The sequence below is a fragment of the Sphingopyxis sp. H050 genome, assembly GCF_001468265.1.
Classification (GTDB): Bacteria; Pseudomonadota; Alphaproteobacteria; order Sphingomonadales; family Sphingomonadaceae; genus Sphingopyxis.
On record NZ_LNRZ01000004.1, the window covers coordinates 206,886 to 231,724 of the forward strand.

27 protein-coding genes and 3 tRNA genes are annotated in these 24,839 nt (G+C 63.3%); 11 read left to right on the top strand and 19 right to left on the bottom strand.

The genetic code is table 11. The features are described 5' to 3' along the window. Positions 1–16: 16 nt before the first annotated feature. The 6 genes from ATE67_RS10135 to ATE67_RS10160 form a co-directional block, all read right to left on the bottom strand. Positions 17–2,314: a phage tail tape measure C-terminal domain-containing protein gene (locus ATE67_RS10135; protein WP_058816590.1), complete on the bottom strand. Its 2,298-nt coding sequence runs from the start codon at positions 2,312–2,314 to the stop codon at positions 17–19. Next, a complete protein-coding gene (locus ATE67_RS10140; protein WP_156416974.1) occupies positions 2,289–2,876 on the bottom strand; it encodes a DUF2213 domain-containing protein in 588 nt (195 codons plus the stop codon). Before ATE67_RS10140 ends, ATE67_RS10135 begins: the two co-directional genes overlap by 26 nt. Positions 2,877–2,887: 11 nt before the next feature. After that, positions 2,888–3,181, bottom strand: coding sequence for a hypothetical protein (locus tag ATE67_RS10145; protein WP_058816592.1), 294 nt, complete (start codon positions 3,179–3,181; stop codon positions 2,888–2,890). A 199-nt stretch (positions 3,182–3,380) separates the two neighbouring features. Beyond that, a complete protein-coding gene (locus ATE67_RS21385; RefSeq protein ID WP_156416975.1) occupies positions 3,381–3,827 on the bottom strand; it encodes a hypothetical protein in 447 nt (148 codons plus the stop codon). A 142-nt stretch (positions 3,828–3,969) separates the two neighbouring features. Continuing rightward, a complete protein-coding gene (locus ATE67_RS10155; protein WP_058816594.1) occupies positions 3,970–4,293 on the bottom strand; it encodes a hypothetical protein in 324 nt (107 codons plus the stop codon). Continuing rightward, positions 4,290–4,691, bottom strand: coding sequence for a hypothetical protein (locus tag ATE67_RS10160; protein ID WP_058816595.1), 402 nt, complete (start codon positions 4,689–4,691; stop codon positions 4,290–4,292). Before ATE67_RS10160 ends, ATE67_RS10155 begins: the two co-directional genes overlap by 4 nt. A gap of 92 nt (positions 4,692–4,783) precedes the next feature. Between ATE67_RS10160 and ATE67_RS21390 the strand changes: the two genes are divergently transcribed. Beyond that, on the top strand, positions 4,784–5,026 hold the full coding sequence (locus ATE67_RS21390; protein ID WP_156416976.1) for a hypothetical protein: 243 nt from the start codon (positions 4,784–4,786) through the stop codon (positions 5,024–5,026). A 170-nt stretch (positions 5,027–5,196) separates the two neighbouring features. Next, a complete protein-coding gene (locus ATE67_RS10165) occupies positions 5,197–6,015 on the top strand; it encodes a DUF3800 domain-containing protein (RefSeq protein ID WP_058816596.1) in 819 nt (272 codons plus the stop codon). A gap of 100 nt (positions 6,016–6,115) precedes the next feature. Here ATE67_RS10165 and ATE67_RS10170 read toward each other — a convergent pair whose 3' ends face one another. Next, on the bottom strand, positions 6,116–7,360 hold the full coding sequence (locus ATE67_RS10170) for a tyrosine-type recombinase/integrase (RefSeq protein WP_058816597.1): 1,245 nt from the start codon (positions 7,358–7,360) through the stop codon (positions 6,116–6,118). A gap of 187 nt (positions 7,361–7,547) precedes the next feature. Next, a tRNA-Gly gene (locus ATE67_RS10175) sits at positions 7,548–7,621 on the bottom strand. Between the two features lie 100 nt (positions 7,622–7,721). Between ATE67_RS10175 and dinB the strand changes: the two genes are divergently transcribed. Further along, complete coding sequence (dinB, locus tag ATE67_RS10180; protein ID WP_058816598.1) at positions 7,722–8,852, top strand: DNA polymerase IV; 1,131 nt, start codon at positions 7,722–7,724, stop codon at positions 8,850–8,852. Here the strand turns inward: dinB and ATE67_RS10185 are convergent. Together ATE67_RS10185 and ATE67_RS10190 are read right to left on the bottom strand one after the other, a co-directional pair. Continuing rightward, a complete protein-coding gene (locus ATE67_RS10185; protein ID WP_058816599.1) occupies positions 8,845–9,303 on the bottom strand; it encodes a hypothetical protein in 459 nt (152 codons plus the stop codon). The two genes, dinB and ATE67_RS10185, sit on opposite strands and share 8 nt — an antisense overlap. Positions 9,304–9,359: 56 nt before the next feature. Next, positions 9,360–10,967, bottom strand: a complete 1,608-nt coding sequence (locus ATE67_RS10190) for a peptide chain release factor 3 (protein WP_058816600.1) — start codon at positions 10,965–10,967, stop codon at positions 9,360–9,362. A gap of 77 nt (positions 10,968–11,044) precedes the next feature. On the opposite strand from ATE67_RS10190, the gene ATE67_RS10195 reads away from it, so the two are divergent. Together ATE67_RS10195 and ATE67_RS10200 are read left to right on the top strand one after the other, a co-directional pair. Then, positions 11,045–11,683 (top strand): hypothetical protein, encoded by a 639-nt coding sequence (locus ATE67_RS10195; RefSeq protein WP_156416977.1) that lies wholly within the window; start codon positions 11,045–11,047, stop codon positions 11,681–11,683. Positions 11,684–12,108: 425 nt separating this feature from the next. Beyond that, positions 12,109–12,912, top strand: coding sequence for an enoyl-CoA hydratase-related protein (locus ATE67_RS10200; protein ID WP_058816602.1), 804 nt, complete (start codon positions 12,109–12,111; stop codon positions 12,910–12,912). 89 nt (positions 12,913–13,001) lie between these two features. On the opposite strand, the gene ATE67_RS10205 is transcribed toward ATE67_RS10200, so the two are convergent. The 3 genes from ATE67_RS10205 to ATE67_RS10215 are packed head-to-tail and all read right to left on the bottom strand — an operon-like array spanning position 13,002 to position 14,897. Then, positions 13,002–13,604, bottom strand: a complete 603-nt coding sequence (locus ATE67_RS10205; RefSeq protein ID WP_058816603.1) for an HD domain-containing protein — start codon at positions 13,602–13,604, stop codon at positions 13,002–13,004. A gap of 35 nt (positions 13,605–13,639) precedes the next feature. Then, positions 13,640–14,356 carry a hypothetical protein gene (locus ATE67_RS10210; RefSeq protein ID WP_058816604.1) on the bottom strand — a complete coding sequence of 239 codons (717 nt, stop codon included), beginning with the start codon at positions 14,354–14,356 and terminating at the stop codon, positions 13,640–13,642. After that, on the bottom strand, positions 14,340–14,897 hold the full coding sequence (locus ATE67_RS10215; protein WP_058816605.1) for a hypothetical protein: 558 nt from the start codon (positions 14,895–14,897) through the stop codon (positions 14,340–14,342). Before ATE67_RS10215 ends, ATE67_RS10210 begins: the two co-directional genes overlap by 17 nt. 153 nt (positions 14,898–15,050) lie before the next feature. Here ATE67_RS10215 and ATE67_RS10220 point away from each other — a divergent pair, with 153 nt between their 5' ends. Then, positions 15,051–15,497 (top strand): RrF2 family transcriptional regulator, encoded by a 447-nt coding sequence (locus ATE67_RS10220; RefSeq protein WP_058816606.1) that lies wholly within the window; start codon positions 15,051–15,053, stop codon positions 15,495–15,497. Positions 15,498–15,555: 58 nt separating this feature from the next. Here the strand turns inward: ATE67_RS10220 and ATE67_RS10225 are convergent. Both ATE67_RS10225 and ATE67_RS10230 read right to left on the bottom strand, forming a co-directional pair. Then, positions 15,556–15,631 (bottom strand) — tRNA-Ala (locus ATE67_RS10225). A 120-nt stretch (positions 15,632–15,751) separates the two neighbouring features. Further along, positions 15,752–16,075, bottom strand: coding sequence for a TIGR02300 family protein (locus ATE67_RS10230; RefSeq protein ID WP_058816607.1), 324 nt, complete (start codon positions 16,073–16,075; stop codon positions 15,752–15,754). Positions 16,076–16,199: 124 nt separating this feature from the next. Between ATE67_RS10230 and aroA the strand changes: the two genes are divergently transcribed. Together aroA and ATE67_RS10240 are read left to right on the top strand one after the other, a co-directional pair. Further along, entirely contained in the window at positions 16,200–17,582 is a 1,383-nt protein-coding gene (gene aroA, locus ATE67_RS10235) for a 3-phosphoshikimate 1-carboxyvinyltransferase (protein WP_058816608.1), read from the top strand. Beyond that, a complete protein-coding gene (locus ATE67_RS10240) occupies positions 17,579–18,208 on the top strand; it encodes a (d)CMP kinase (protein WP_058816609.1) in 630 nt (209 codons plus the stop codon). The genes aroA and ATE67_RS10240 overlap by 4 nt, the downstream gene beginning before the upstream one ends. Here ATE67_RS10240 and ATE67_RS10245 read toward each other — a convergent pair. Next, a complete protein-coding gene (locus tag ATE67_RS10245; RefSeq protein ID WP_058816610.1) occupies positions 18,192–19,478 on the bottom strand; it encodes an adenylate/guanylate cyclase domain-containing protein in 1,287 nt (428 codons plus the stop codon). The genes ATE67_RS10240 and ATE67_RS10245 overlap by 17 nt on opposite strands. 329 nt (positions 19,479–19,807) lie before the next feature. On the opposite strand from ATE67_RS10245, the gene rpsA reads away from it, so the two are divergent. Both rpsA and ATE67_RS10255 read left to right on the top strand, forming a co-directional pair. After that, positions 19,808–21,526 carry a 30S ribosomal protein S1 gene (gene rpsA / locus ATE67_RS10250; RefSeq protein WP_058816611.1) on the top strand — a complete coding sequence of 573 codons (1,719 nt, stop codon included), beginning with the start codon at positions 19,808–19,810 and terminating at the stop codon, positions 21,524–21,526. A gap of 207 nt (positions 21,527–21,733) precedes the next feature. After that, complete coding sequence (locus ATE67_RS10255; protein ID WP_058816612.1) at positions 21,734–22,012, top strand: integration host factor subunit beta; 279 nt, start codon at positions 21,734–21,736, stop codon at positions 22,010–22,012. Between the two features lie 68 nt (positions 22,013–22,080). Here the strand turns inward: ATE67_RS10255 and ATE67_RS10260 are convergent, their stop codons facing one another. Beyond that, positions 22,081–22,848, bottom strand: a complete 768-nt coding sequence (locus ATE67_RS10260) for an ABC transporter permease (protein WP_058816613.1) — start codon at positions 22,846–22,848, stop codon at positions 22,081–22,083. Further along, positions 22,845–23,801, bottom strand: coding sequence for an ABC transporter ATP-binding protein (locus ATE67_RS10265; protein ID WP_058816614.1), 957 nt, complete (start codon positions 23,799–23,801; stop codon positions 22,845–22,847). The genes ATE67_RS10260 and ATE67_RS10265 overlap by 4 nt, the downstream gene beginning before the upstream one ends. An 89-nt stretch (positions 23,802–23,890) precedes the next feature. Between ATE67_RS10265 and ATE67_RS10270 the strand changes: the two genes are divergently transcribed. Then, positions 23,891–23,976: transfer RNA gene (locus tag ATE67_RS10270), tRNA-Leu, on the top strand. On the opposite strand, the gene ATE67_RS10275 is transcribed toward ATE67_RS10270, so the two are convergent. Continuing rightward, on the bottom strand, positions 23,977–24,816 hold the full coding sequence (locus tag ATE67_RS10275) for an enoyl-CoA hydratase-related protein (RefSeq protein WP_231728111.1): 840 nt from the start codon (positions 24,814–24,816) through the stop codon (positions 23,977–23,979). It lies immediately after the preceding tRNA gene. Positions 24,817–24,839: the final 23 nt, after the last annotated feature.

A 24,839-nucleotide genomic window follows, 5' to 3' on the forward strand; every position in this document is an offset into this window, starting at 1 on the left:
ACTCCTAACAATAACCTTACAGCCGCGGCGTCGAAAGCTGGTTCAAGGCCTTCTGTGCGCCCAAGTCGCTGACTTCTCCCGCTGTGGCGCGCACGACTTCAACCGCCACGCTGGCACTGCGCTGATCGATGCGCGCGTCGATGTCACCGGAGAGCGCGAGGCGCACCGTTGTGACCCCGCCACCTTGCACCGCGGGCTGGGTAGCGCGCTGGTTGATTTGGCCGAGCGGAATGACGGTCCCGCCCTGCGAGCCCATGCGCAGATATTCGGCCCCGCCCCGCTGTTCATTGACGCGCACTGTTTGGCCCGGTGCGACATAGCCGCCAGAGGCGCGGCCGAAAAAGCCTGCGACGCCTTTGGCAATTCCCGCGGCCGCGCTGGCCTCACTGCCTCCACCGCCACCGCCGCTCATGTTGAACGCGGATGCCAGCGAGTTCACGATCGTCTGTTGAATTGCGATCCGAATGAGATCCGCGATGATCGCCTTCGCGACCGACTTGAAGACGTCGCCGAGATTTTTCGAGTTCATGATCGCGTCGGTGAGCCCGTCGTTCAAGCTCTGCAGCCCGTTGACGGCAACCTTCTCGAATTCGTCGTCCATGTTGAGGCCGACCTTGCGGATATCGTCGAGATACTGCCCGAGCGGTCCCTTGCTGTCGCGATCGAAACCAGCCGTGTCGGCGGCCTGTTTGCGAGCAAGCGCGGCGCGTGCGGCGGCGGCATCCGCAACGTCGCCGCGAGCAATCGCCTCGTCGAGCAACTTGCGCTCGATATCCTGCTGAATTTCGAGCATCCGGCGCTCGATCTCGACGCGAGCCTTGCGCACGTCGGTAACGCCTGACTCGGCGCCGAGGGCCGCAAGCTCATCGCGCATCGCATCGGTCTGCTGCCGGGCGAGGCGTTCCTGCTCCTCGCGCGCAATGGCCTGCCCATAGAATGACTTCTGCTTTTCGACGATGATATCGCCGGTATCGTCCTCGGTGATGCGCTGGCCATACAGGGCGTCGAGGATCTTACGCTGCTCCGCCGCCTGATCCGCCGTCAAGGCCTTTGCCTTGACCTTCGCTTCGATATCGGATTCGCGCATGGCGCGTTCCTCGGCGAGAATTTGGCGTTGCAAATCAGCGCGCGCGGTTGCGTCGTCCGTCAGCCGCTCCTCCGCGCGCAGCCTTTCGATGCGAAGGTTTGCTTCCTCGTCAGCGGCGCGGGCGTCCTTTTCTGCCTGCGTCGGCCCTGATGGTCCTCCGGACGTGCGCGAGCGGACGGGCTTGGTAGGCGCCGTGCTGGCTTTCGGCGTCGAGCTTGGGTCAAGGTCAACGCCAGCATCATTCGCGGCGGCAATCACTTGAATCCGAACGCGCAGGCCAGCCTCGAGCCGCCGCTCGGCACCGAGCTTCTCTTCGGCCTGTCGAAGCTGCGGAGACCGACGCCCCTCGCGGACGGCGCCCGGGTTGGCTGCACGCGCAGCGCGGATGTATTCGACGAGATTGGCCTGTCGATTCTGCGACGCGCGGATATCGTCATTCAGGGTTTGAAGCTTGCCGCCCGCCGTACCCTGACTGAACTTGCGGGCCTCGATCAGAGCCTGCCTGTAGGAATCGGCGAGGCCATCGACCGATCCCTTTGCTCGATCGGCGGCAGCGGCCAATTCGTCGGTCTGGACGCCCGCGGCCTTGAGCTTGGCGATCATGCCGTCGAGTTCGGCCGCATTCTGGCTGTTCGCGTCGCGCAACTCGTCGATCGACTTGCTGGCGTTGTCGCTCTGGCCAACGAGATAGTACAGACCTGCGCCAACCGCGGCGATGGCGAGCACGACGCCGCCCGGGCCGCTGAGGACACCGGTAAGTCCGCCGAACGCAAAGGTCGCTGCCTCCGCAGCCGTCGCAGCGCCTCCCATTGCCGCGGTGAGCGCGAAGAATGCACGCGAGCCTGCTATGGCGTTCACGACAAGTGATGTGCCCATGAGGGCTGAGATCGTTGCGATCGCGGGGATGATGACGTCGAGATTATCGGCAAGCAGCGCCAACCCATCGGCTAGAGCCCCGGTTACACCATTGGCCGACGACGCTGATCCGACGTAGACAGTCAGGCGGGCAGCGTCTGCCCGATCGTCATCGCTCAAAGCAAAGTCGATACTTTCGCGATCGTGATGCTGAGCCGATCCTAGAAGCCGGTCGCGCTCAGCCGTGGCGTCCGCAATAAGCTGCTCAAGGTCGGTGATCCGAATTCCGTCATTCTGGCGGGCGCTGAGGATGCGCTCTGCGATAGTTTTGGCCATGATCGCCCCCTCAGCCGTAGTGGTGCGCGCGCGCATAGTCGCGGACGGCAGCGCCCGCATCGGGAGCGCTATCGCCAATGCGGCATTCGCTACCGGCGCGCCCCTTGGCCACCAAAGCAATGTGGTCGCCCCGAATGCGCGACATCGTTGCCTGATACTTGGTTCCGTCGGGTGCAATCCCGTCCCCCCAAGTGATCGTGCTCGAATAGCCGGCGCTGAGCTGATTCACCCCGCTGTCATAGGCCTTCACGGCAGACGCATCTGCGAGCATGAGCGGGATTTCGACAAAATCGCCGTCGCGCGCGACCTTGCCCTCGGTCCAGCCAGCCGCGACCTGTTTCCAGTTGTCGACGGTGACGCCGCCAGGCGGATGGTCGACCGTAATCGCCTTGTGCGCAAAGCTGGCCATCGCGGCTTCGTCAAAGACCTCGCTTTCGGGACGGTAAACCGTCACCGTCGCAAGATCGGACCGCCCCATTTCGTGCCCGGCATATTCGTAGCACCCGCTGCGCGCGAATTTGCAGACCGCGGCGATGCGGCCATCGGCGAGGCGGCGCACTTTTTCGAGCGGCGCGCGGTCATGGAAGGTCATTTGCATATCAGGGCTCCTCAGCGTTTCGGACGGGGCATAGGGATGGGATCGTGGCGCGGGAGGCGCCGGCCCTCGGCGAAGAGGGCATCGAACATGCCGTGGATGTAATCGGCGCTGCGATCGGTGACGTCGGAGCCCATGGCTTTGCAGGCAACGGCGCGGATCTCGGTCGGCGTCATTGCGAGCGAAACATCGAGATCCGTGCCGCACATCATCAAGGCGTGCGTGACGGCGACGACGCGGGCCTTTTCATCTTCGGTGATGGGGAGCGCTTCATCGGAGGGAAGGCTAACCTCGGGGTCGTTCGTCATTCTCGTCTCCATGAGCCCGGCAAATGCGAGGGCGGTGGTCGAGGTGGAGAATGACAGAGGGCCTCCGGGCCGCGTCATGTAAAAATTGCGGAACCGTGCGCACCGATGGGGCCGTTATCGGGGGCCTAATTTCTTAAAGGCCGCCTGTGATCCTCACAGAAAACCGATTGGCGAGATCTATTCGATTCCCTGTAAGGTCTCAGCGCGCGCTATGGAGGGGTCGGCGGCCGTGCTCGCGGATGTAGGCCGCCCGCGCTTCCCGCAACTCGGTGCGTCCGGTTTCGTCGATCCACCTCGCCACGACCCGCCAGTTGGTCGCATAGTGCTCCATGATCCCGTCCCAGCCCATGCGGATGTACGTCTGCCGAAAATCGGCAGGGCAAGTCCGATATGGGCGCTCCCGGCCTTCCCGGGTCATGGTTCGCGATCGATCATCTGGTGCATGCCCGCGCAGCCGATCGAGTGACGGGTGGCGATCATCCTCGCCGCCGCTGCAGTCCTGCTCGTCGCCGTTGGGCTCGAGGTCGGGATCGCCGTCCAGCTCGTCGAGCCGTTCGATCATTCGCGCCACCATGCGGGCGAGTAGCGGACGAGGCAGCGACGGGATGATATCGAGCGCCAGGTCGAGAGGCAGCCGAGCGGCCACCCCTCACTCCATGATATGCCCGAGCGCGCTCATCGCAGCACCCGTGTCGCGAGGTCGGCGACGGCAAGCATTACGACTGCCAGAGTCACCGCCGCGAAGATGATGGCGGCCTCGCAAGCGCGGGAAGGATCGCGAGGCGGGGTCATGATGCCACCGCCTCTAAGCGCCGGGCGTCGTCTATCACCAAGTCGAGCAGATCAGCGACGTCCTGATATTCATACATCTCTTCGGAACGAAATATTTCGATCTTCTCGGCGAGCTCGTGGATCGATGCCGCGGGGCATTTGACGACGGCCAGCCCGGTATCTGTCATAGCGCTTACCAGCGGCAAATACGCGGCCTCGTAGGCGCGCTGTTCGTGGTCCGGCGCTTCATTGTTGGGAGCGAAGTCCTTGCTGAAACGGGTAAAGGCTGCTTTTGCTATGCGAAAGGCCGAGGCCTTCATTGCGAATGGCGTGATGCTCATGCTTCACCTCCCATCGCGCGCAGCGATCGAATTGCTTGCAGGGCGACCCGCGTCGACCAGTCCAAATGTTCATCGAGACCATCGAAAGCGGAGATGTCGCGGCGAAATACTGCCAGCTCCCATTCCCATTGGGGGACGTCGTGTGAAACGATGCACCAGAGCTGGATTTCAACGCCGAGCAGAGTCTTGGCGGTGCTTTCGCCGATAAAGACCTCGTCGGCGTGAACCGCAGCCCACAGGCGTTCCTCTTTCGCCTCGTAGCCCGGTGTTTCTTCGCGCAATTCGCCGACGGCTTTGCGATTGGCAGCGAAGCGCTCCCAAGCGGCGAGGATTGCGGCGTCATTTTTCGTGGTTAAATCGGTGGCGCCATCAGGCGCACGGGTGCTATCGGCATCCATAGTCGTATTCCCTTCTACTCAGGGTTGCGATCAGAGCCGATGTGAGGGTGCCAGCCCTTGCATCGGTTCGCCGTTTCTGGCACACGTTAACTATGACGTCAAGCAATAATGGCACACAGAAACGCAAGCCCGGTCGTCCGGCGACCGGAGAAAGCCCGCGCGTTCCTGTTCGCATCGCTCCGGAAATGCTGGCAGCCGTCGATTATTTCGCAGGCCACGCGAGCTGTAGCAGGTCGGACATTCTGCGCGAGGCGCTGGACGACTGGGCGCTAAAGCATGATCGAGTTTTTCCCGACGACTGGCCACGCCCGATCGGAACGACGCGCTCCGAATAGATCCAAATCGGATGCAGTTTAGATTGTGACGGGCGCAAGTTCGTCCGAGCTTCGCGAGGCTGGTCGGCAGGGCGATTTGAGACGTCACGGCCTCGGGGCGGGAGCTTGAGACTACCCGCCCGCCAGTCCGCCGGTTGCCGAATCGGCGCACGAATGCGATGCCGCTGCGAATGTACAGACTCTATGTCGACGAGGTAGGCACAGACCACCTCACAAACCTCACCGACGATAAGGCGAGATACTTGAGCTTGACCGGTGTGGTCATGAAAATCTCAGATGCTCGCGATGTGCTTGAGCCGGCATTTAACTCGATCAAGGCGGACCTCTTTAAGCACGATCCGGACAGCCCTCTGATCTTTCATCGAAAAGAGATCATGGGCGGCAATGGGTTATTTCAGAAGGTGCGGGAGGATGCCGAATTTCGCAGCGCCTTTGATGCGCGGATACTACCTTGCTTTTCGGATACGCCGTACGTCGTGATCACGGCGCTAATCGACAAGAATTGGATGATCCGGCAAACGCATTGGTCGGAACGCCATCCCTATCATTGGTTGATGGAAATTCTGGTCGAGAAATATGTGCAGTTTCTCGAGCGTAAAACCTCGATCGGCGACATCATGCCGGAGAGCCGGCAGGGCAAAGACGCGCTGCTGCAGTCGGCATTCCTCGCCGTGCGAAAACGCGGAACTCAATTCGTCGATTCCGATAGAATCGCCTCCAAGCTACGCGGCGAAAAGCTGAAATTCAGAAAGAAATCCGACAACATCGCCGGTCTGCAGCTCTGCGACCTCGTTGCCCATCCCAGCCATATGTTTGTGAGGGATAAAATGGGCCACGATGTTAACCGCGGCCCTTTCTGTAAGCAGGTCTGTGATATCCTTTGGAACGCGAAGTATGATCGGTCGCCATATAACGGCAAGATCAAGGGATATGGCTATAAGCACCTGCCAGATACACAAAGGGCGGCCAACGCCGCCCCGATGGGTTAATGTACCATCTGTGTACCGACCGCCGTGGCATCGGATTGGTTTTTTCTTACGCGATCCGCGTCACTAAGTCAAAGGCCGCGCGGGCCATATAAAGTCTGCCTTATGTCCGAGGGGCGGATGAGTTTGCCCTCCCGCCCCCGATGGGAACCACGTCGCCACCCTTCCGCAGCTGATCGAGATAGTCCGACCACCATTGCGCCATCTCGACGCGCTCCGACCAATATTGGGACCGATCATAGGCCGCGCGCACTTTATCCGGCTCACCATGGGCCAGCGCCCGCTCAATTGCGTCAGGGTGCCATTTTTTCGATTCATTGAGCAGCGTCGACGCCATTGACCGAAAGCCGTGGGCGGTCATCTCGTCCGGACCGTAGCCAAGACGCCGCAGGGCCGCGTTGATAGTGTTTTCGGACAGCGGTCGCGCCCGCGTGCGTATGCCGGTGAAAACGTAGCCGCTGGGGCCGGTGATCTGGCGGGCTTCGCGCAATATGGCGATCGACTGGCGCGATAGCGGCACATGATGCGGCTTGCGCATCTTGGTCTTTTCGGGGCTGATCGACCAAAGCGCATTATCGAAGTCGATCTCCCGCCATTCCGCCGAACGAAGCTCGCCCGGGCGCACAAAGACATGCGGCGATAGCTGCAGCGCCAGCTTGGTCAGTGCCTGGCCCCCGAAGGAATCGATCGCGCGCATCAACTGGCCGACACCCTCCGGGTCCACGATCGCAGCGTAGTTCGTGACTTTTCTCTTCGCGAGGCCGCCGCGAATATCGCGCGTCGGGTCCGATGCCAGCCGCCCGGTCAAGATGGCGTGCCGGAATACGGCTCCGGCGAGCTGCATCGTCCGATGCGCACTTTCAACGTTCCCTGCATCCTGAATGCGCTTCACCGCGGCATAGACGTCGATCGCCTCGATGCTCGCGACCGGCATTGGCCATAAAGATCCGCGTAGCAGCGAAAGCAGATATTCCGACCGCTTTGAGGTCGCCGGCGCCCAGCTTCCATCTTTCTTTTGCTTCGCGGTGTACTCGTCCGCGATGGCCCCGAAGGTGTTGTCGGCCGCGATCTTGGAGCGAAGCTTGCTCTTGCGCTTCTCGGCCGACGGATCGACGCCGTTGGCGATCAGGCGACGGGCGTCGTCCCGGCGCTGCCGGGCATCGGCGAGCGATACGATCGGATATGACCCGAGCGCCAGTTTCTTCTCCCGACCATCGAATCGGTACTTGAGTCGCCACAGCTTCCCGCCGGTCGGTTCGACCTGAATATAAAGCCCATGCGCGTCGCTACGCTTGTAGGCCCTATCGCCCGGCTTCAGCGCGTCTATTTCCTTTACAGTCAGCGCCATGACGGTCTCCGATGCCCCCAGCGTGGGGGCCTTCTCTGCGGGCGAAATCGACATGCCCCCACCGCATGGCCCCAAAAGAGGCTAGATGCAATTTTAGGGCATTTGTCTGGATTTGCCATATTCGCCGCAGATAAGGCGGTTTCCGCGGCTGTGTAAATACAGCATTTAATGACATTTTAGGGGGCCTTGGAGCGGGTAGCGGGAATCGAACCCGCCTAGCTAGCTTGGAAGGCTAGAGCATTACCACTATGCTATACCCGCATCGCCAAGGCGGCGGCGATTGCCATTTTGCCGACGCGGCGTCAAGCGCGCCCTTGCACTCGCCGTTGAGAACATTTCAGCAACATGCTAGGCCAGTAGCGTGGAAGACGGCGAAGACCCGATATTTGAAGAAGCCGCGGACGCATCGGTCCGCAAGATCATCCATGTCGATATGGATGCCTTTTACGCGTCGGTCGAGCAGCGCGACGATCCCTCGCTGCGCGGCAAGCCGGTCGCGGTCGGCGGCTCCTCGCGGCGCGGCGTCGTCGCGGCGGCGAGCTATGAAGCGCGCAAGTTCGGGGTCCGGTCGGCGATGCCGAGCGTTACCGCCAAGCGCCAGTGCCCAGAGCTGATCTTCGTGCGGCCGCGGTTCGAGGTCTATCGCGACATCTCGCACCAGATCCGGGCCATCTTCCGCGACTATGCCGACGAGGTCGAGCCGCTGTCGCTCGACGAGGCCTATCTCGATGTGAGCCGCGACAAGGCCGGGCTCGGCAGCGCGACCGCGGCCGCGAGGCTGATCCGCCGCCGCATCCGCCAGGAGACGGGACTCACCGCGTCGGCGGGCGTCTCGTACAACAAGTTCATCGCCAAGCTCGCGTCGGACCAGAACAAGCCCGACGGCCTGACCATCGTCCGCCCCGGCGAGGGCGCCCGCTTCGTCCAGACGCTGTCGATCCGCCGCTTCCACGGCATCGGTCCGGTGACGGCCGCCAAGATGGAGGGGCTCGGCATTTTTTCGGGCGCCGATCTGGCGGCAAAGGATATGGCGTGGCTCGCCGAGCATTTCGGCAACAGCGCCGAATGGCTGCAAAACCTCGCCCAGGGTATCGACCATCGCCGCGTCAAATCGAATCGACCGCTGAAGTCGCTGGGCGGCGAGCGGACCTTCTTCAACGACCTGATCACCGATACCGAAATCCGCGAGGCGCTGGCGCATGTCTGCACCGTTGTCTGGGACCGCGCGGCCAAGAAAGGGGCGCGCGGGCGGACGGTGACACTGAAGCTGCGCTACGCCGATTTCCAGACGATCACGCGCGCAAGGACCGTCCCGCGCCCCATTCTCGACGGCGCCAGTCTGCTCGCGGCGGGCGATGCAATCCTTGGCCCGCTGCTGCCGACCCAACAGGGCATTCGCCTGCTCGGCATCACATTGAGCAAGTTCGAGGGCGAAGAGGATGAAGACGAAGGCGCGGCCGCGGCGCCCACCGATCTGCTCAGCCTTATTTGACCGCGAGCGCGGGCGCGAGTTTCTGGAGCGCCTGCTTCATCTTGGGCGACAGGGCAGCATAGTCGCACTTGATCAGCTGGTCGTCCATCACCTGAATGCCCTCGGGTCCCGGCGCGCCGGTGCGCAGGATAACGCGGGCCGGGCCGACCGGCTTCAGATGGAAATAGCCCGCGCCCTGAAAGTCGCCGAGCTGCATGTTGGTGAAGCCGCCGGGAACCGGGTTCGTGCGCCCGATCTTTTCCATCTCGGCGACCGGGCCCATGCTGGCGTTCGGACCATAATAATAGACCGCGCCCCAGCGCGCGCCGTCATAGGCGTAGCCGTTGGTCGCGGTGGCGCATTTGGCGGTCGCGGCGATCCAGAAGCCCTTGGCGATCGGCATCTTGATCGTCTGCGCCGCTGCCGGCACGCTGCCCGCGATCACCGCGAGCGCCAAAACCCATCCGCGCATCGATTTCCCCCACCATGATCGACCCGGCGTCATGGTGGCGGAGTTCGCCGATGCGATCAACCCGCGTCGGCGAACACGCGCTCTTTCGTGGCGGTAAAGCGGATGGCGGGGTGTCGCTGGGTGACATAGCCCACTTCCCACGCGTCCTTCGCCATGAACACCGGCGCGCCGTCGCGGTCGGTCGCGCTGGCGCCGCGATGATCCGCCTGAAACGCCTTTAGCGCGGCGGGATCGTCGCTCGCGATCCAGCGCGCCGTATCCCAAGGCGACGCCTCCAGCTTCGCCTCGACCTTATATTCGGCCTCGAGCCGGCTGATCAGCACTTCGAGTTGCAATTGGCCGACGACGCCGACGATCATGTTCGACCCGATCTCGGGGTAGAAGACCTGGATGATCCCCTCTTCGGCCATGTCGTCGAGCGCCTTGCGAAGCTGCTTGGTCTTCGTCGGATCGACCAGCGCAACGCGGCGCAGGATCTCGGGCGCAAAATTCGGCAGGCCGGTGATCGTGACATCGGTGCGCTCCGACAAGGTGTCGCCGACGCGCAACGTGCCATGGTTGGGGATGCCGATAATATCGCCCGGATAGGCTTCCTCGGCCATTTCGCGGTCCTGCGCGAGGAACAGCATCGGGCGGCTGATCGCGATCGCCTTGCCCGTCCCGCCCTGCATCAGCCGCATCCCGCGCTCGAACTTGCCCGAGCAGAGGCGCATGAAGGCGATGCGGTCGCGATGCGCGGGGTTCATGTTCGCCTGCACCTTGAACACGAAGCCGGTCACCGCCTCGTCGCCCGGCTGCACCGGCGCGGGCTCGGCGGGCTGCGGCTGCGGGCCCGGCGCATGGCTGGCGAGCGCGTTCAGCAGGTCGACGACGCCGAACTCCTTGAGCGCCGAGCCGAAATAGACCGGCGTCAGGTCGCCATTGCGATACGCGGCGGCGTCGAAAGGCGCGTAGCAGGCGGAGGCGAGCTCGGTCTCTTCCTTGAGGTGCGCGAGCCCGTCGGCGCTGAGCTCGGCCGCGAGCGCGGCATCGTCCAGCCCCGACACGCTAAAGCGGTCGCCCTCATACATGCGCGACGCGTCGCCGCCGGGCTTCATGATCGCCGGGTCGACGAGATCGTAAATGCCTTCGAACTGCCCGCCCATGCCCGCGGGCCAGTTCATCGGGCAGACGTCGAGCGCCAGGCGGTCGGCGACCTCGTCGAGCAGCTCGAACGGCGGCAGGCCCTCGCGGTCGACCTTGTTCACGAAGGTGATGATCGGCACCGAACGCAGGCGGCACACCTCGAACAGCTTCAGCGTCTGCGGCTCGATGCCCTTCGCGGCGTCGATCACCATCACCGCGCTGTCGACCGCGGTGAGCGTGCGGTAGGTATCCTCGCTGAAATCCTCGTGCCCCGGGGTGTCGAGCAGGTTGAAGACGAGCCCCGCATGTTCGAAGGTCATCACCGACGAGGTGACCGAAATCCCGCGCTGCTGTTCGATCTTCATCCAGTCGGAGCGGGCGCGCCGCGCCTGCCCGCGCGCCTTGACCTCGCCGGCCATATGGATGGCGCCGCCCGCAACGAGCAGCTTCTCGGTCAGCGTCGTCTTTCCCGCGTCCGGATGCGAGATGATGGCGAAGGTACGGCGTTCGGGATGTGCCTGGGAGATGTTCTGGGACATGGCGCGGGCGCCTAGCAGGTGGGGCGAGTTGTGGAAAGGGGCTGGCGTCGGCGCCGCTGTGGCCGCATGATCGGCGCATGCGCTCTTTCGTCCTTGCAGCTGCCATGATCACCGCGCCCGCCGCGGCGCAGGACTCCTCCTTCATCGGCGAATATCGTCTTGCCGAAGGGCCCGATGTCGGCGGCGGCCTGTTGATCCGGGACGACGGCCGTTTCCAATATATGCTCGCCGCGGGCGCGCTCGATGAACGCGCCGAGGGACGCTGGGAGATGCGTGGCGATAGGATCTGCCTGACGACCGAATCCAAGCCGGTGCCGCCCGCGTTTGAGAAAGGCCCGCTGATCGAGGTCGAAGGCGCCATCCCGACGCTACTGGTTACCTGGCCGAACGGCGAAGGCGTGCCGGGCGTCGATTTCACTATCGGCTTCGCCAGCGGCGATCCGGTCGACGACTACACTCAATATTATGGCTGGACGATGCCCGAGGACGACAAGCGCGTGCCGCGCTGGATCGAGGTCCGCGAGCCGATCTATGGCGTCACCGCGCCGCGCTATGAACTGACCGAAACCGATGGCGGCAAGCTGCGCGTGATCATCGTTCCCAACGATATGGGCATCGTCGATTTCGAGGGCGCCTGCGCAGAAAAAACCGAGCGCGGGCTGACCTTGCATCGCACCGAGGGCGATATGCGGTTTATACGCCTGGGCAGAGAGTAGCGGCGGCTTTGGGGTGGGGAGCTGCCGTTCAATTCTCCTCATGCTGAACTTGTTTCAGCATCCATGGGCTGAGCTCGAATGAAATGCCGCGCTGAAGGAAACGGCAGACCATGGATCCTGAAACAAGTTCAGGATGACGAAGCTATAGGTCGTTAGCGGTCACCCCCCTTTTCCGTTCGTGTCGAGCGCAGTCGAGACACCCATCAACCTCGCGCCACGCCGAGGGGCATCTCGACTTCCGGCGCAGCCGGAAGTTTATCCTGAGCGCCTGGCAAGGCAGTCGAAGGGCTCGATGCCAACGGCGGTAGGTTAGGCCGCAACCAGTCGCTATCTGCCTCCCGCCTTCCCTCTTGCACTCGCCCTCCAAATGAGTCACAACTTTACGTGAACGTAAAGGTAAAGCGCCTGCGAGAGGATAATTCCCCATGACCCTTCCGACCTTCGACACGATCAAGCTCGAAATCGCCGACCATGTCGCGACGATTACGCTCAACCGCCCCGACCGGCTCAATTCGATGCCGCCGGCGATGGCCGACGACATTCGCGAGGCGCTCGACCATCTGCCGGGCCTCGGCGCGCGGGCGTTGCTGATTACCGGCGAAGGCCGCGGCTTCTGTTCGGGTGCCGACCTTGCGGGCGACCGATCGGCGGGCGGCGCGGTCAGCGGCGGGGCACGCAGCCGTAACGCGCTGCGCGGCCATTATAATCCAATGCTGCTTTCCCTATCCAATCTCGACATCCCCGTTGTCGTCGCGGTCAACGGCCCTGCAGCAGGCGTTGGGTGCAGCTTTGCCTTGTCGGGCGATTTTACGATTGCGGGCAAGAGCGCCTATTTCCTCCAGGCCTTCGTCAACATCGGCCTCGTCCCCGACGGCGGATCGTCGTGGCTGCTGCCGCGCCTGGTCGGCGTGCCGCGCGCGCTCCAGATGATGATGCTGGGCGAGAAGATTTCGGCCGATCAGGCGGCCGATTGGGGCATGATCTACAAAAGCGTCGAGGACGCCGACCTTTTGGCCGAAGCCACGGCGCTGGCGACGCGCCTCGCCAACGGCCCAACGATCGCGCTCGGCACGATGCGCAAGGTCCTGCGCGACGGGCTGACCCAGGATTTCGCGACGACGCTCGATGCCGAAGCGAAGGGCCAGTTCATCGCGGGCGGCACCGCCGATGCGATGGAGGGCATCATGGCGTTCCAGCAGAAGCGCAAAACCGAGTTCAAGGGGAAGTAGCACCTCGTCGCCCCCGCGAAGGCGGGGGCCGCTGGAGGGTCAGCGCAACGCCGATAGCGGCCCCCGCCTTCGCGGGGGCGACCAACTGGTTACTCCGCCGCTTCCGCGACCATGATCTTCTTGTAGATGCTCGTTTTCGGATACGAGCAGATCCGCATCACCATCGGTTCGAAGAATTCCAGCGGCTCGCTGTCGTATTCGGGGTCGAACGCCGGCGCGTCATATTTTTCGCAGAATTCGGCGCAGGCGGCGTAATAGGAACTATCCTTGAACTGGTCGCGCATGTCGCGGTCGAGGCCGAGATAGTGAAAGAAATAATGGCCCTGAAAGATGCCATGATGCTGCACGATCCAGAGATTCTCCTCTGACAGGAAGGGCTTGAGGATCGCGGCGGCGACATCGGGATGGTTGAACGCACCCAGCGTGTCGCCGATATCGTGGAGCAGCGCCATCACGACATATTCCTCGTCACGGCCATCCCTGTGCGCGCGCGTCGCGGTCTGCAGGCAATGTTCGAGCCGGTCGACGGGAAAGCCGCCATAATCGCCGCCGAGCAATTTCAGATGATCGAGGATGCGCTTGCCATTTTGCGGCGCGAATTCTTTTTGTTCGCGCGCGATAATGTCCCAATCTTGCTGCGTCCCGTCGATCATCGAACGGAAGGTCGCATGGTCATGCGTCATATCGGTCATGGCAGCCTCTCTCCTCTTACGAAGATCAGCCTACCCTATTCGTTGTTATTTGCAACGTTATAGGTTTTGACCTCGGCCTGCGTCAGGCAGCGGCGCGTCGATTTGTCCTCGGCGTTCGCCAAGGCCTTTTGCCGATACATCACCTCGGTCAACAACTTGCGCGACACGCCCATGCGGATCAGGAAGTCATTGTCCTCGCTCGCCAGCAACGCGGCGTCCTGTTCGATGTCGCCGATCAGTTCCTTGGTTGCTTCGGTCCCCATCGCGACGCTCATGTCGATCGACTGGCGGTCGCCCGTGCGTGTGAACATATGGACGATGAACAGCCCGCCGGGATCGATCACGCGCGGCTGGCCGCCCATGAAGATGAAATTGCAGGCGCTGAAACAGGCCCAGCCGGCCGGGATGCGTGTCGTCAGCCCGAAGTTCGACCGGATGATCCGCCCCGCCGCATTGCCCGCGCGCGCGTCGCCGCCGGGCGAGCGCAGCCACACTTCGGCAACGTCGGGATTGGCCTCGAGCGCCTTCTTGAGCCGATCCGGCGCACCCGAATCGATCCGTCCCTCGGCGAGCAGCACTTTGGTATTGCCCTTCTTCACCGGTGTGAAGATCATGGTGGTGTTCGCCGACCAGTCGGGATTGAGCGGACAGGTCGGATTCGCGGGGTCCGTCTGGACCTTCGCGGCACCGGTCAGGCAGGCGAGCGCCGCACCCGCAACTGCGATACGGACGAGTTTACGCGGCAAGGACATAGCGCGACTGGCCCGGCCCACGGCACATCTTCTTGGAAACGCGCGTTTCCTCGCCCTCGACGATGACGATGTCGGTAACATTCATGCAGCTCGAGCCGTCGGCGAGCTGGTTCTTCGACGCGACGGTCGATGACCCGCTGACATTCTCGCGCGTTTCGCTCGTCCAGTTGGCGGTCGATCCGATCTCGCCCTCGCGCGTGATCTCTTCGGTCGCGGCGGCCGCCTGCACCTGCTCGGCGGGATCGAGCTTGCAGGCGATGGCGTTGGTTAGCGTCCCGCTGACCTCGGCGATCGGCACATAGCTGTAAACGCCTGCCCGGCTCGCCGCGCTGCCGATCGCCTCGTCCAGCACGCCGCCGATGATCTTGCGGCCTGCGCCGCTTCCCTTTTTGCCCTTGGGGCAGCCGCCATTATCGTCTTCGCTGGGCTTGGGCGTCGGGGTCGTCACCTTGCGCAAAATGCTGCCGAACTGCGCCTGCGCCGGCGAAACCGCCAGCATGCAGGCCGCGAGGACCGCCGGTGCACACAACATCCTCTGCATATCGAAATCCCACCCTTGTCGCTGCCGGAACGGCCAGCTGCGCGACCCCTCTAAGGTCCATTCATGCCACTCGCTGTGATTTTCATCAACAACGCTGCATAATCTCGGCCAGATAGGTTGAATTAGGACTGAATATGTAACACTAACCGGATCATGCTGTCGCAAAAGACCCGCTACACGATCCGTGCCTTTCAGCATCTTGCCGATCATTGGGGCAAGGGGCAGGTCCAGCTCGCGGATATTGCCGATGCGCAGAATATTCCGCCCAAGTTCCTGACGGTCATCCTCTCGGAAATGGCGCGCGAAGGCCTGCTGATCTCGCAGCGCGGCCGCGATGGCGGATACCAGCTGGCGCTGCCGCCGATCGACATCAGCTATGGCGACCTCGTCCGCCTGACTCGCGGATCGCTGGCGCTGGTGCCTTGCGCCGCGCGCAACGCACATGAGCATTGCAAGAATTGCCTGCCCGAGGCCGAATGCCGGCTGCGCAGCCTGATGCTGAAGGTCCGCGACGAGACCGCGTCGATCCTCGACCGCATCACCCTCGCCGACCCGATCGAGCTGGAACCCCTGTTCGAGAAGGACGAGGCGGCCGAATAGCCGGTCGCCATCGGCGCAACAAAAAAAGGCCCGCTTTCGCGGGCCTTTTTTTTGCAAATGGTGGAGCCTAGCGGGATCGAACCGCTGACCTCTACAATGCCATTGTAGCGCTCTCCCAGCTGAGCTAAGGCCCCGTGCCATTTTGCGGGTCGCCCTGGGTGGTGCGACCGGGACGCCGCCTTTACCAGCGCACGTCCGTTATGCAAGGGGCCAAATGCATCGGGCGATGCTTTTTTGGGCCCCGACCAGAATAATCAGACTTCGTCTTCGTTGTCGTCGCCGGTGTCGACGCCCAGATCGTCGTCGCCGCCGAGATCGACGTCGTTATCGGGCGAATCGCTGTCCTCGTCGACATCGACGTCCAGATCCAGATCCTCGTCGACGCCTTCTTCCTTGACGACCTTGCCAGGCTTCTCGACCTGCTCGAACGGCATCGGCTGCTTCGACTTCAGCACCGATTCCGGAATCCAGCTATAGCCGCAATTGATGCAGCTGACCGGATCATCCTTGGTCAAATCATAGAATCGGGTCGCACATTTTGGGCAGCTACGCTTCGTGCCCCATTCAGCCTTGATCATATTGCCTCGTAACCTTCTGGAAACAGGATAGAAATATCGGAAAAGCGACGGCACCTGAATAGCTACCCGTCAAATCGGCGTGCGCCTTGCCAGATTGTCGGGCCGCTGTCAAAAGCCGCACGCCATGACCGACCAGACCGCAACACCGCGCAGCTTTGCCGCCTCCGCTCCGCTTAAAGGTAGGATCGCGATTCCGGGTGACAAGAGCATCTCGCACCGATCGCTGATGCTGTCGGCGCTCGCGGTCGGAACGAGCCGCGTGACCGGGCTGCTCGAAGGGCATGACGTCCTCGCCACCGCCGCCGCCCTGCACGCCATGGGCGTGCAAATCGAGAAAAGGCCCGCCGCCGATGGCGGCGGTGGGCGCGCGATGGGCGCAACCATCGAACATATGGACAGTGGCGAGTGGGTCATCGACGGTGTCGGCGTCGGCGGGCTGCTTCAGCCGCGCGAGGCGCTCGACATGGGCAACAGCGGCACCTCGACGCGCCTGCTCATGGGCCTTGTCGCGAGCCACCCGATCACCGCGACGTTCGTGGGCGACGCCAGCCTGTCGGGGCGTCCGATGGGCCGCGTGATCGATCCGCTGTCGCAGATGGGCGCCGACATCAACGCGTCGCCGGGAGGCCGCCTGCCGCTGATGGTGCGCGGCCTCGCTCCGGCCATTCCCCTTTCCTATCGCCTGCCGATGGCCTCGGCGCAGGTGAAGAGCGCGGTGCTGCTTGCGGGCCTTAATACGCCCGGCATCACCGAAGTCATCGAGCCTGTCCCGACGCGCGACCATAGCGAACGCATGCTCAAGGGTTTCGGCGCAGACCTCACCGTCGAGACCGATAGCGAAGGCACGCGCCATATCCGCATCCGCGGCGAGGTCGAGCTGAAGCCGCAAACCATCGTCATTCCCGGCGATCCGTCGTCCGCCGCCTTCTTCATCGTCGCTGCGCTGATCGTGCCCGGCAGTGATGTCACCATCGCCAACGTAGGCCTCAACCCGACGCGCGCCGGCCTTATCGAGGTCCTCAGGCAGATGGGCGGCGACATCGAACTGATTGACCCCCGCGAGGTCGGCGGCGAGCCGGTGGCCGACCTCCGCGTCCGTCACAGCGCGCTGAAAGGCATCGACGTCGATCCCGCGGTCGCGCCGAGCATGATCGACGAATTCCCGATCCTCTTTGTCGCCGCGGCGCTCGCCGAGGGCCGCACGACGACGACGGGCCTCGACGAACTGCGCGTCAAGGAGAGCGACCGTCTGTCGGTGATGGCGACCGGACTCAAGGCGATCGGCGCGCGCGTCGAGGAAGGCGGGGACGGCCTGATCATCGACGGCACCGGCGGCGACGCGCTGCCCGGCGGCGCGACGATCGCGGGCCACCTAGATCACCGCATCTGCATGAGCTTTGCGGTTGCCGGCCTCGTCAGCACGGCGCCGGTGACGGTGGACGATATCGCGCCCGTTGCGACGAGCTTTCCCAATTTCGAGGCGCTGCTCACGGGCCTGCAAGAATGATCGTCGCTGTCGATGGCCCCACGGCATCGGGCAAGGGCACCATCGCCCGCGCCATCGCCGCGCATTTCGGGCTGCCCGTACTCGACACCGGCTTGCTCTATCGCGCGGTCGGCTATCAGACGCAGCTCAATCATGGCGATGCCGACGATGCCAACGATGCGCTCGCGGCGTGCGACTTTCCGAAGGCCCTGCTGGACGATCCTGCGCTTCGCTACGAAAGCACGGGCGGCCTCGCGAGCCGCGTGTCGGTCCATCCCGCCGTCCGCAGGGCCCTCTTCCAGCGCCAGGTCGATTTCGCGAACCAGCCTGGCGGCGCGGTGCTCGACGGGCGCGACATCGGCACCGTCATTGCGCCGCACGCTAACGCCAAGCTGTTCGTGACCGCCTCGCCCGAGGAGCGCGCGCGACGCCGCCACGTCGAGATGCTCTCACGCGGCGTCGCCGTCACCTATGACGCGGTGCTCGCCGACATTCACGCACGCGATGCGCGCGATACCGGCCGCGCCGACGCACCGCTGCGGCAGGCGGACGACGCGCTTCTGCTCGACAACAGCGCGATGGATGCAAAGGAAGCGATTGCCGCGGCGATCGCCTTCGTCGAAACGAAGATCAGGCGACCCAGCTGATCTCGGGCAGCGTCCGGCGCTTGGGCGCCGGGCCGGCGTGATAGACGCAGGTCTCACCCACGCCCTTCAGCATCTCGGTATGTGGCGGGCCGAAGGCGGCGCGATCCTTCGCGCGGAGCCAGGTGCTCTCCGAAATGGCCATGCCGTTGACCGGCGCTGTGCTTTCGAGGCGCGCCGCCATGTTCACCGTCTCGCCCCAATAATCATAGGCCATGCGCGTCGCCCCGATCACGCCGCCGACCACCGGGCCGCTGTGGATGCCGACACGAAGGCCGACGTCGGTGCCCGCGACTGCCCGTAACTCCGCGACGCCTGCGAGAACGTCGCGCGCGAAGGCGATCGCGGCGTCCGCGCTGTTGCCGCTTGTCACATTGCCGCCTGCAATGGCGAGATAGGCATCGCCGATGGTCTTGACCTTCTCGACCCCATGCTTCGCCGCGCAGGCGTCCGCATGGTTGAAGAAGGCGTTGAGCACCTCGACCAGATGCCCCGGCGACACCCGCTTGGTCAGCCCCGTGAAGCCGACCATGTCGATGAAGATGACGCTCGCGTCGGCATAGGCGTCGGCAACCACCCGCCCGTCGCGGATGCGCTCGACCGCCGCTTGGGGCAGCATATTGTAAACCAGCGCCTCATTCTTCGCACGCTCGGCCTCGAGGGCCTCGGCGAGCGCAAAGGCGCCGCGGCTTGACCGGTCGATCGCGACGTTGATCGCGACCATGATCACCGCCCCGCTCAAATAGCTGAGCAAGGCGTATGACAGTCCCGCGCTGTGGCTCTGCACCGGCATCACCGTCGCCAGGAAAACAGTGAAGTCGAGGGCCAGCCAGAGCAGGAAAAGCCGCGGCCGGCCGGCGAGCGCAACCGCCGCGAAGGCGCTGACCGACAGGCGGTTGATGACGCCGACGGCATGCATTTTTTCCTGCATGTCGATCAGCTCGTCGAACAGGATCAGGTTGATATGCCCGACGAGGAAGACGATGCCCAGCAACGCCGCGAAATCGATGGCAGGCTGCTCGACATAGCGCGGCCAGAAGGTCGAGCCGATGTAGGTGCCCGCGAGCAGCAGCGTACAGCCGAGCAGCAGCGCGAGCCGCGCCGTATCGTGCGGATGGACAAAGATCGGGTTCGCGATCGTGTAGGCCAGCGCGACGAGCATGAAGAGCACGCCATAGATGCGCACGAAGGGCAGCCGCAGCGTGCGCGCCGTTTCCTGGAAACGCGCCTCGACCGCCGGGTCGGCGAACCTGCCGTGCGACACCATCTGCATAGGAGACCCCTCTCGATTGGGCGAATCTACAAGCCCAGGTCTTACGATGGCGTTTACCGGCCTTTCGCCTTGCTTTTCGGGACATTCCGCCATATAGGCCCGCTCGTCCGACGGGCTTTCAGCCGGTCGAGGCAGGACAAGCCGCCGCTCAATATAAGAGCGTCGGGCGTGACGGGGCTTCCCTGCCGCGCCCTTTTTGCTTTGCCCCTGCCCCGACCCAAGCAGGCCCCGACGACGTTCTGCATCGCATCCGGCGGGCAGGACAGATCGGCCAAAAGACCAGCGGAACCAACCGCTTGGCCGGAACAAATGAAGTAAGGAAACCCAATATGGCCTCTACGGCTTTTCCGTCGCGCGACGATTTCGCCGCGATGCTCGACGAATCGCTAGGTGGTGCTGATGGCGGCTTTGAAGGCCGCGTCGTCAAGGGCACCGTGACCGCGATCGAAAACGACCTGGCAGTGATCGACATCGGCCTGAAGAGCGAAGGCCGCGTGCCGCTTCGCGAATTCGCCATGCCGGGCCAGAAGGCCGACATCAATGTCGGTGACGAAGTCGAAGTCTATGTCGACCGCGTCGAAAACGCCAATGGCGAAACCATGCTGTCGCGCGACCGTGCTCGCCGCGAAGCCGCCTGGGACCGCCTGGAAGAAGAATTCAACAAGGAAGCCCGCGTCGAAGGTGTCATCTTCGGCCGCGTCAAGGGCGGCTTCACCGTCGACCTCGGCGGCGCCGTGGCGTTCCTTCCGGGTTCGCAGGTCGACATCCGCCCCGTGCGCGACGTCGGCCCGCTCATGGACCTGCCGCAGCCCTTCCAGATCCTCAAGATGGATCGCCGCCGCGGCAACATCGTCGTGTCGCGCCGCGCCATCCTCGAGGAAACGCGCGCCGAACAGCGTTCGGGCCTGATCCAGAACCTGGAAGAAGGTCAGATCATCGAAGGCGCGGTCAAGAACATCACCGATTATGGTGCGTTCGTCGACCTCGGCGGCATCGACGGCCTGCTCCATGTCACCGACATGAGCTACAAGCGCGTCAACCACCCGAGCGAAGTCATCAACATCGGTGACACCGTCCGCGTCCAGATCATCCGCATCAACCGCGACACGCAGCGCATCAGCCTGGGCATGAAGCAGCTCGAAAGCGATCCGTGGGAAGGCGTCGCCGCCAAGTACCCCGTGGGCGCGAAGCTGTCGGGCACGGTCACGAACATCACCGATTATGGTGCGTTCGTCGAACTGGAAGCCGGCATCGAAGGCCTGGTCCACGTCAGCGAGATGTCGTGGGTCAAGAAGAACGTCCACCCCGGCAAGATCGTCTCGACCAGCCAGGAAGTCGACGTCATCGTCCTCGAAGTCGACAGCGACAAGCGCCGCATCTCGCTCGGCCTCAAGCAGGCCCAGTCGAACCCCTGGGGCGCTTTTGCCGAAGCTCACCCGGTCGGCTCGGTCGTCGAAGGCGAAGTCAAGAACGCGACCGAGTTCGGCCTGTTCATCGGCCTTCCCGGCGACGTCGACGGCATGGTTCACATGTCGGACATCGCATGGGGCATCTCGGGCGAAGAAGCACTGCACCTCCACCGCAAGGGCGAGGCCGTGCAGGTCGTCGTTCTCGACGTCGACGTCGAGAAGGAACGCATCAGCCTTGGCATCAAGCAGCTTGAAAAGGGTGCTCCGGCCGTCGGCGGCGGCGCCGCAGCTGTCGGCTCCGGTTCGCTGAAGAAGAACGACGTGGTCACCGTGTCGGTCCTCGAAGTCCGCGACAACGGCCTCGAAGTCCAGGCGGGCGAAGATGGCGCCACCGGCTTCATCAAGCGCGCCGACCTTGGCCGCGACCGCGACGAACAGCGCGCCGAACGCTATCAGGTCGGCCAGAAGTTCGACGCGATGGTCATCGGTTTCGACCGTTCGAAGAAGCCCAGCTTCTCGGTCAAGGCGATGCAGATCGCCGAAGAAAAGGAAGCCGTCGCGCAGTACGGTTCGTCGGATTCGGGTGCGTCGCTCGGCGACATCCTCGGCGAAGCGCTGAAGGCCGGCAAGAAGGACTGATAATTTCAGCCTTCCGCCGTCAGGCAAAAGAAAAGGCCCGCAGAGTGTCTCTCTGCGGGCCTTTTTATTTCAGTGATATATTTTGACCGAACAGTGATTCATGATAATCTGCGGTACGCGTTGGGAGGGGTCCTCACGCAAATCGCAACCGGCAACGACCGGATGGAAGCATCCGTTGGATGCGCGTGACTATAATAGGGGAAGCCCATGATCCGGTCGGAACTGGTGCAGAAAATCGCAAGCGAAAACAGTGATTTGCGCCTCGAAGAGGTGGAACGAATTGTCGACGCCTTCTTCGATTCGATCGTGGACCAGCTCGCCTCCGGCGGGCGTGTCGAATTGCGCGGATTCGGAGCCTTCTCCACCCGCAGCCGCGAGTCGCGCACCGGCCGCAATCCGCGCACCGGCGACCCGGTCGCGGTGAACGCCAAGAACGTTCCCTATTTCAAGCCGGGTAAGGAAATGCGCGAGCGACTGAACGGTTGATCCGCACTGCCCCTTGTCCCTGAAGCGGGGAACGACCCCGCTTCGCCATAACCTGGATCAAGAACCCGTCAGTTTTTGAGCCGGTAGCCCGTGCGGAACATCCAGAAGATCACCGCCAGGCACAGCGCCAGAAACAGCGCCACCGCGCCCATGCTGACGCCGATGCCGACATCGCCCTGTCCGAAGAAGGTCCAGCGAAAGCCGCTGATCAGATAGACGACGGGGTTGAACAGCGTCAGCGTGCGCCACGCCGCAGGCAGCATGTCGAGCGAATAAAAGGCGCCGCCGAGGAAGGTCAGCGGATAGACGACGAGCAGCGGGATAACCTGCAACTGCTCGAAGCTTTGCGCCCAGATGCCGATAATGAAGCCGAACAGGCAGAAGGTTACCGCCATCAGAATCATGAAGGCGACCATCAGCAAGGGATGCGCGACCTGCACATCGACGAACAGGTGCGCGGTCGCAAAGATGATGGCGCCGATGATCACCGACTTCGTCGCGGCGGCGCCTACATAGGCGATGAGCAATTCCAGCGGCGACATCGGCGACGACAGCATCTCGTAGATCGTCCCCGTCCATTTCGGCATGTAGATGCCGAAGCTCGCGTTGCTGATGCTTTCGGTGAACATCGTCAGCATCATCAGCCCCGGCACGATGAAGGCGCCATAGGGCACCGTGCTGACGTCGCTCATCCGGCTGCCGATCGCTGATCCGAAGACGACGAAATAAAGCGTTGTCGTGATCACGGGCAGCATCAGGCTGGTCCAGAAGGTGCGCCCGAAGCGCGCCATTTCGAAGAGGTAGATCGAGCGGATACCGCGGACATTCTGGATCATGCGGGTTGCCCCAATTCTTGTTCGCCGGCCTTGGTTTGGTGCACCAGCCCGACGAAAATATCCTCCAGCGAGCTTTGCCGGGTGTTGAGATCCTTGAATGCGATCCCGATGTCGCTCATCCGCCGCAGCAGCGATGGGACGCCCGTCGCTTCGGCCTGGCTGTCGAATTCATAGACGAGCTCGTGGCCCTCGTCTGCCAGCTGAAGATTCCACTGCGCCAGTTCCGCGGGCACCACCTCCAGCGGCTCGGCGAGGTTCAGCGTCAGCGTCTTGCGCCCCAGCTTCTTGATCAGCTCGTCCTTCTCCTCGACCAGGATCAGCTTGCCCTTGCTGATCACGCCAACGCGGTCGGCCATTTCCTCGGCCTCCTCGATATAGTGGGTGGTCAGGATGATCGTGACCCCGCGCTCGCGCAGGCCGCGGACCATGTTCCACATGTCGCGGCGCAGCTCGACATCGACGCCCGCGGTCGGCTCGTCGAGGAAGAGAATCTCGGGCTCGTGGCTGAGCGCCTTCGCGATCATCACGCGGCGCTTCATACCGCCCGACAGCTCCATGATCTTTGCGTTACGCTTGTCCCAGAGCGACAGATCCTTGAGCAACTGCTCGATGAAGCGCGGATCCTTGGGCTTGCCGAACAGCCCGCGCGAAAAGGTGACCGTCGTGATCACCTTCTCGAACGCGTCGGTATGCAGTTCCTGCGGCACCAGCCCGATCATCGAGCGCGCGGCGCGATAGTCGCGGGCATGGTCGTGGCCGCCGACGGTCACCGTCCCGGCGCTCGCCGTCACGATGCCGCAGACGATACTGATCATCGTCGTCTTACCCGCGCCATTGGGCCCGAGCAGCGCGAAGATTTCGCCCTTGTTGATGGTCAGGTCGACGCCCGAAAGCGCTTGATGCCCGCTTTTGTAAGTCTTTCCGAGGCCGGAAATTTCGAGGACTGGAGTCATGCGCTGCGGTCTAGCCGAGCGATCCGCCGGGGAGAAGCGCCAAACATCACTTGACCTCCTCCCGGCCATCGGCTTGACCGGGCACCCGTGCGGACGTGGCGAAATCGGTAGACGCAGCAGACTTAAAATCTGCCGGCCTAGTGTCATGCGGGTTCAAGTCCCGCCGTCCGCACCATCATTCCGCCTTGGTGCGATAATCGCCGAACTTGCCGTCGCGATCGCTGAGCGCCGTCGTCAACCGGCCCTCCCGGACCGATGCGTAAAAGGCGCGCGCGCTGTCGGTCATCGCGCTCATCGCCTGCAGTTCGGTGCCCGCGCGGATGCCGGCGCGAATGCCCATCGCCTCCATCTGGCGATGCACCGCGCGTTTGTTGATCTGCTGCACGTCGGTCGGCACCATCGCGACGCGCGCCGCCATGTCGAGCACCGTCGCCTCCAGATCCCCGAGTGGGACCGCGCGGTTGGCAAAGCCATAGTTCGCCGCCTCGATCCCGCTGATCGTGTCGCCGGTCAGCATCATCTCCATCGCGCGGCGCATGCCGATGAACCAGGGATAGAATTGATTGTCCGGCGGGCTGATCGAGCGCACGACCGGATAGCCGATCATCGCATCCTCGGCGACATAGAGCAGATCGCAGGCCGCGGCGAGCTCGGTGCCACCGGCGAGGCAATAGCCATGGACCTGCCCGATCACGGGCTTTGCCATGTCCCAGATGCGGAAGCAGCCGTCGGTCACATGGCGTGGCCAGTTGCCAATGCCGCCCGCAGTGTACCAAGGCTGCTCTTCACCGACCTCCGACGACAGGTCGTAGCCAGCGCTGAAACAACTTCCCGCGCCGCGCAGCACGATCACCGATATGTCGGGGTCGCGATCTGCCACCTCCAGCGCCGCGAACAGCTGCGTCCGCAACGCGTTCGACATGGCGTTGCGCTTGTCCGGCCGATTGAGCGTCAGCCTTGCGACACGCTCTCGGGGCCGATCGACCAGCATGAGCGCGGGTAGCGTAGTGTCCATGACCGCCATCTCCTCTCCCGCCG

Coding starts and splice junctions, on each gene's coding strand:
- ATE67_RS10135 (WP_058816590.1), bottom strand. CDS start 2,314: ATGCGCGCGCGCACCACTACGGCTGAGGGGGCGATCATGGCCAAAACT.
- ATE67_RS10140 (WP_156416974.1), bottom strand. CDS start 2,876: ATGCAAATGACCTTCCATGACCGCGCGCCGCTCGAAAAAGTGCGCCGC.
- ATE67_RS10145 (WP_058816592.1), bottom strand. CDS start 3,181: ATGACGAACGACCCCGAGGTTAGCCTTCCCTCCGATGAAGCGCTCCCC.
- ATE67_RS10155 (WP_058816594.1), bottom strand. CDS start 4,293: ATGAGCATCACGCCATTCGCAATGAAGGCCTCGGCCTTTCGCATAGCA.
- ATE67_RS10160 (WP_058816595.1), bottom strand. CDS start 4,691: ATGGATGCCGATAGCACCCGTGCGCCTGATGGCGCCACCGATTTAACC.
- ATE67_RS21390 (WP_156416976.1), top strand. CDS start 4,784: ATGACGTCAAGCAATAATGGCACACAGAAACGCAAGCCCGGTCGTCCG.
- ATE67_RS10165 (WP_058816596.1), top strand. CDS start 5,197: ATGTACAGACTCTATGTCGACGAGGTAGGCACAGACCACCTCACAAAC.
- ATE67_RS10170 (WP_058816597.1), bottom strand. CDS start 7,360: ATGGCGCTGACTGTAAAGGAAATAGACGCGCTGAAGCCGGGCGATAGG.
- ATE67_RS10185 (WP_058816599.1), bottom strand. CDS start 9,303: ATGCGCGGATGGGTTTTGGCGCTCGCGGTGATCGCGGGCAGCGTGCCG.
- ATE67_RS10190 (WP_058816600.1), bottom strand. CDS start 10,967: ATGTCCCAGAACATCTCCCAGGCACATCCCGAACGCCGTACCTTCGCC.
- ATE67_RS10195 (WP_156416977.1), top strand. CDS start 11,045: ATGCGCTCTTTCGTCCTTGCAGCTGCCATGATCACCGCGCCCGCCGCG.
- ATE67_RS10200 (WP_058816602.1), top strand. CDS start 12,109: ATGACCCTTCCGACCTTCGACACGATCAAGCTCGAAATCGCCGACCAT.
- ATE67_RS10205 (WP_058816603.1), bottom strand. CDS start 13,604: ATGACCGATATGACGCATGACCATGCGACCTTCCGTTCGATGATCGAC.
- ATE67_RS10210 (WP_058816604.1), bottom strand. CDS start 14,356: ATGTCCTTGCCGCGTAAACTCGTCCGTATCGCAGTTGCGGGTGCGGCG.
- ATE67_RS10215 (WP_058816605.1), bottom strand. CDS start 14,897: ATGCAGAGGATGTTGTGTGCACCGGCGGTCCTCGCGGCCTGCATGCTG.
- ATE67_RS10220 (WP_058816606.1), top strand. CDS start 15,051: ATGCTGTCGCAAAAGACCCGCTACACGATCCGTGCCTTTCAGCATCTT.
- ATE67_RS10230 (WP_058816607.1), bottom strand. CDS start 16,075: ATGATCAAGGCTGAATGGGGCACGAAGCGTAGCTGCCCAAAATGTGCG.
- aroA (WP_058816608.1), top strand. CDS start 16,200: ATGACCGACCAGACCGCAACACCGCGCAGCTTTGCCGCCTCCGCTCCG.
- ATE67_RS10240 (WP_058816609.1), top strand. CDS start 17,579: ATGATCGTCGCTGTCGATGGCCCCACGGCATCGGGCAAGGGCACCATC.
- ATE67_RS10245 (WP_058816610.1), bottom strand. CDS start 19,478: ATGCAGATGGTGTCGCACGGCAGGTTCGCCGACCCGGCGGTCGAGGCG.
- rpsA (WP_058816611.1), top strand. CDS start 19,808: ATGGCCTCTACGGCTTTTCCGTCGCGCGACGATTTCGCCGCGATGCTC.
- ATE67_RS10255 (WP_058816612.1), top strand. CDS start 21,734: ATGATCCGGTCGGAACTGGTGCAGAAAATCGCAAGCGAAAACAGTGAT.
- ATE67_RS10260 (WP_058816613.1), bottom strand. CDS start 22,848: ATGATCCAGAATGTCCGCGGTATCCGCTCGATCTACCTCTTCGAAATG.
- ATE67_RS10265 (WP_058816614.1), bottom strand. CDS start 23,801: ATGACTCCAGTCCTCGAAATTTCCGGCCTCGGAAAGACTTACAAAAGC.
- ATE67_RS10275 (WP_231728111.1), bottom strand. CDS start 24,816: ATGGACACTACGCTACCCGCGCTCATGCTGGTCGATCGGCCCCGAGAG.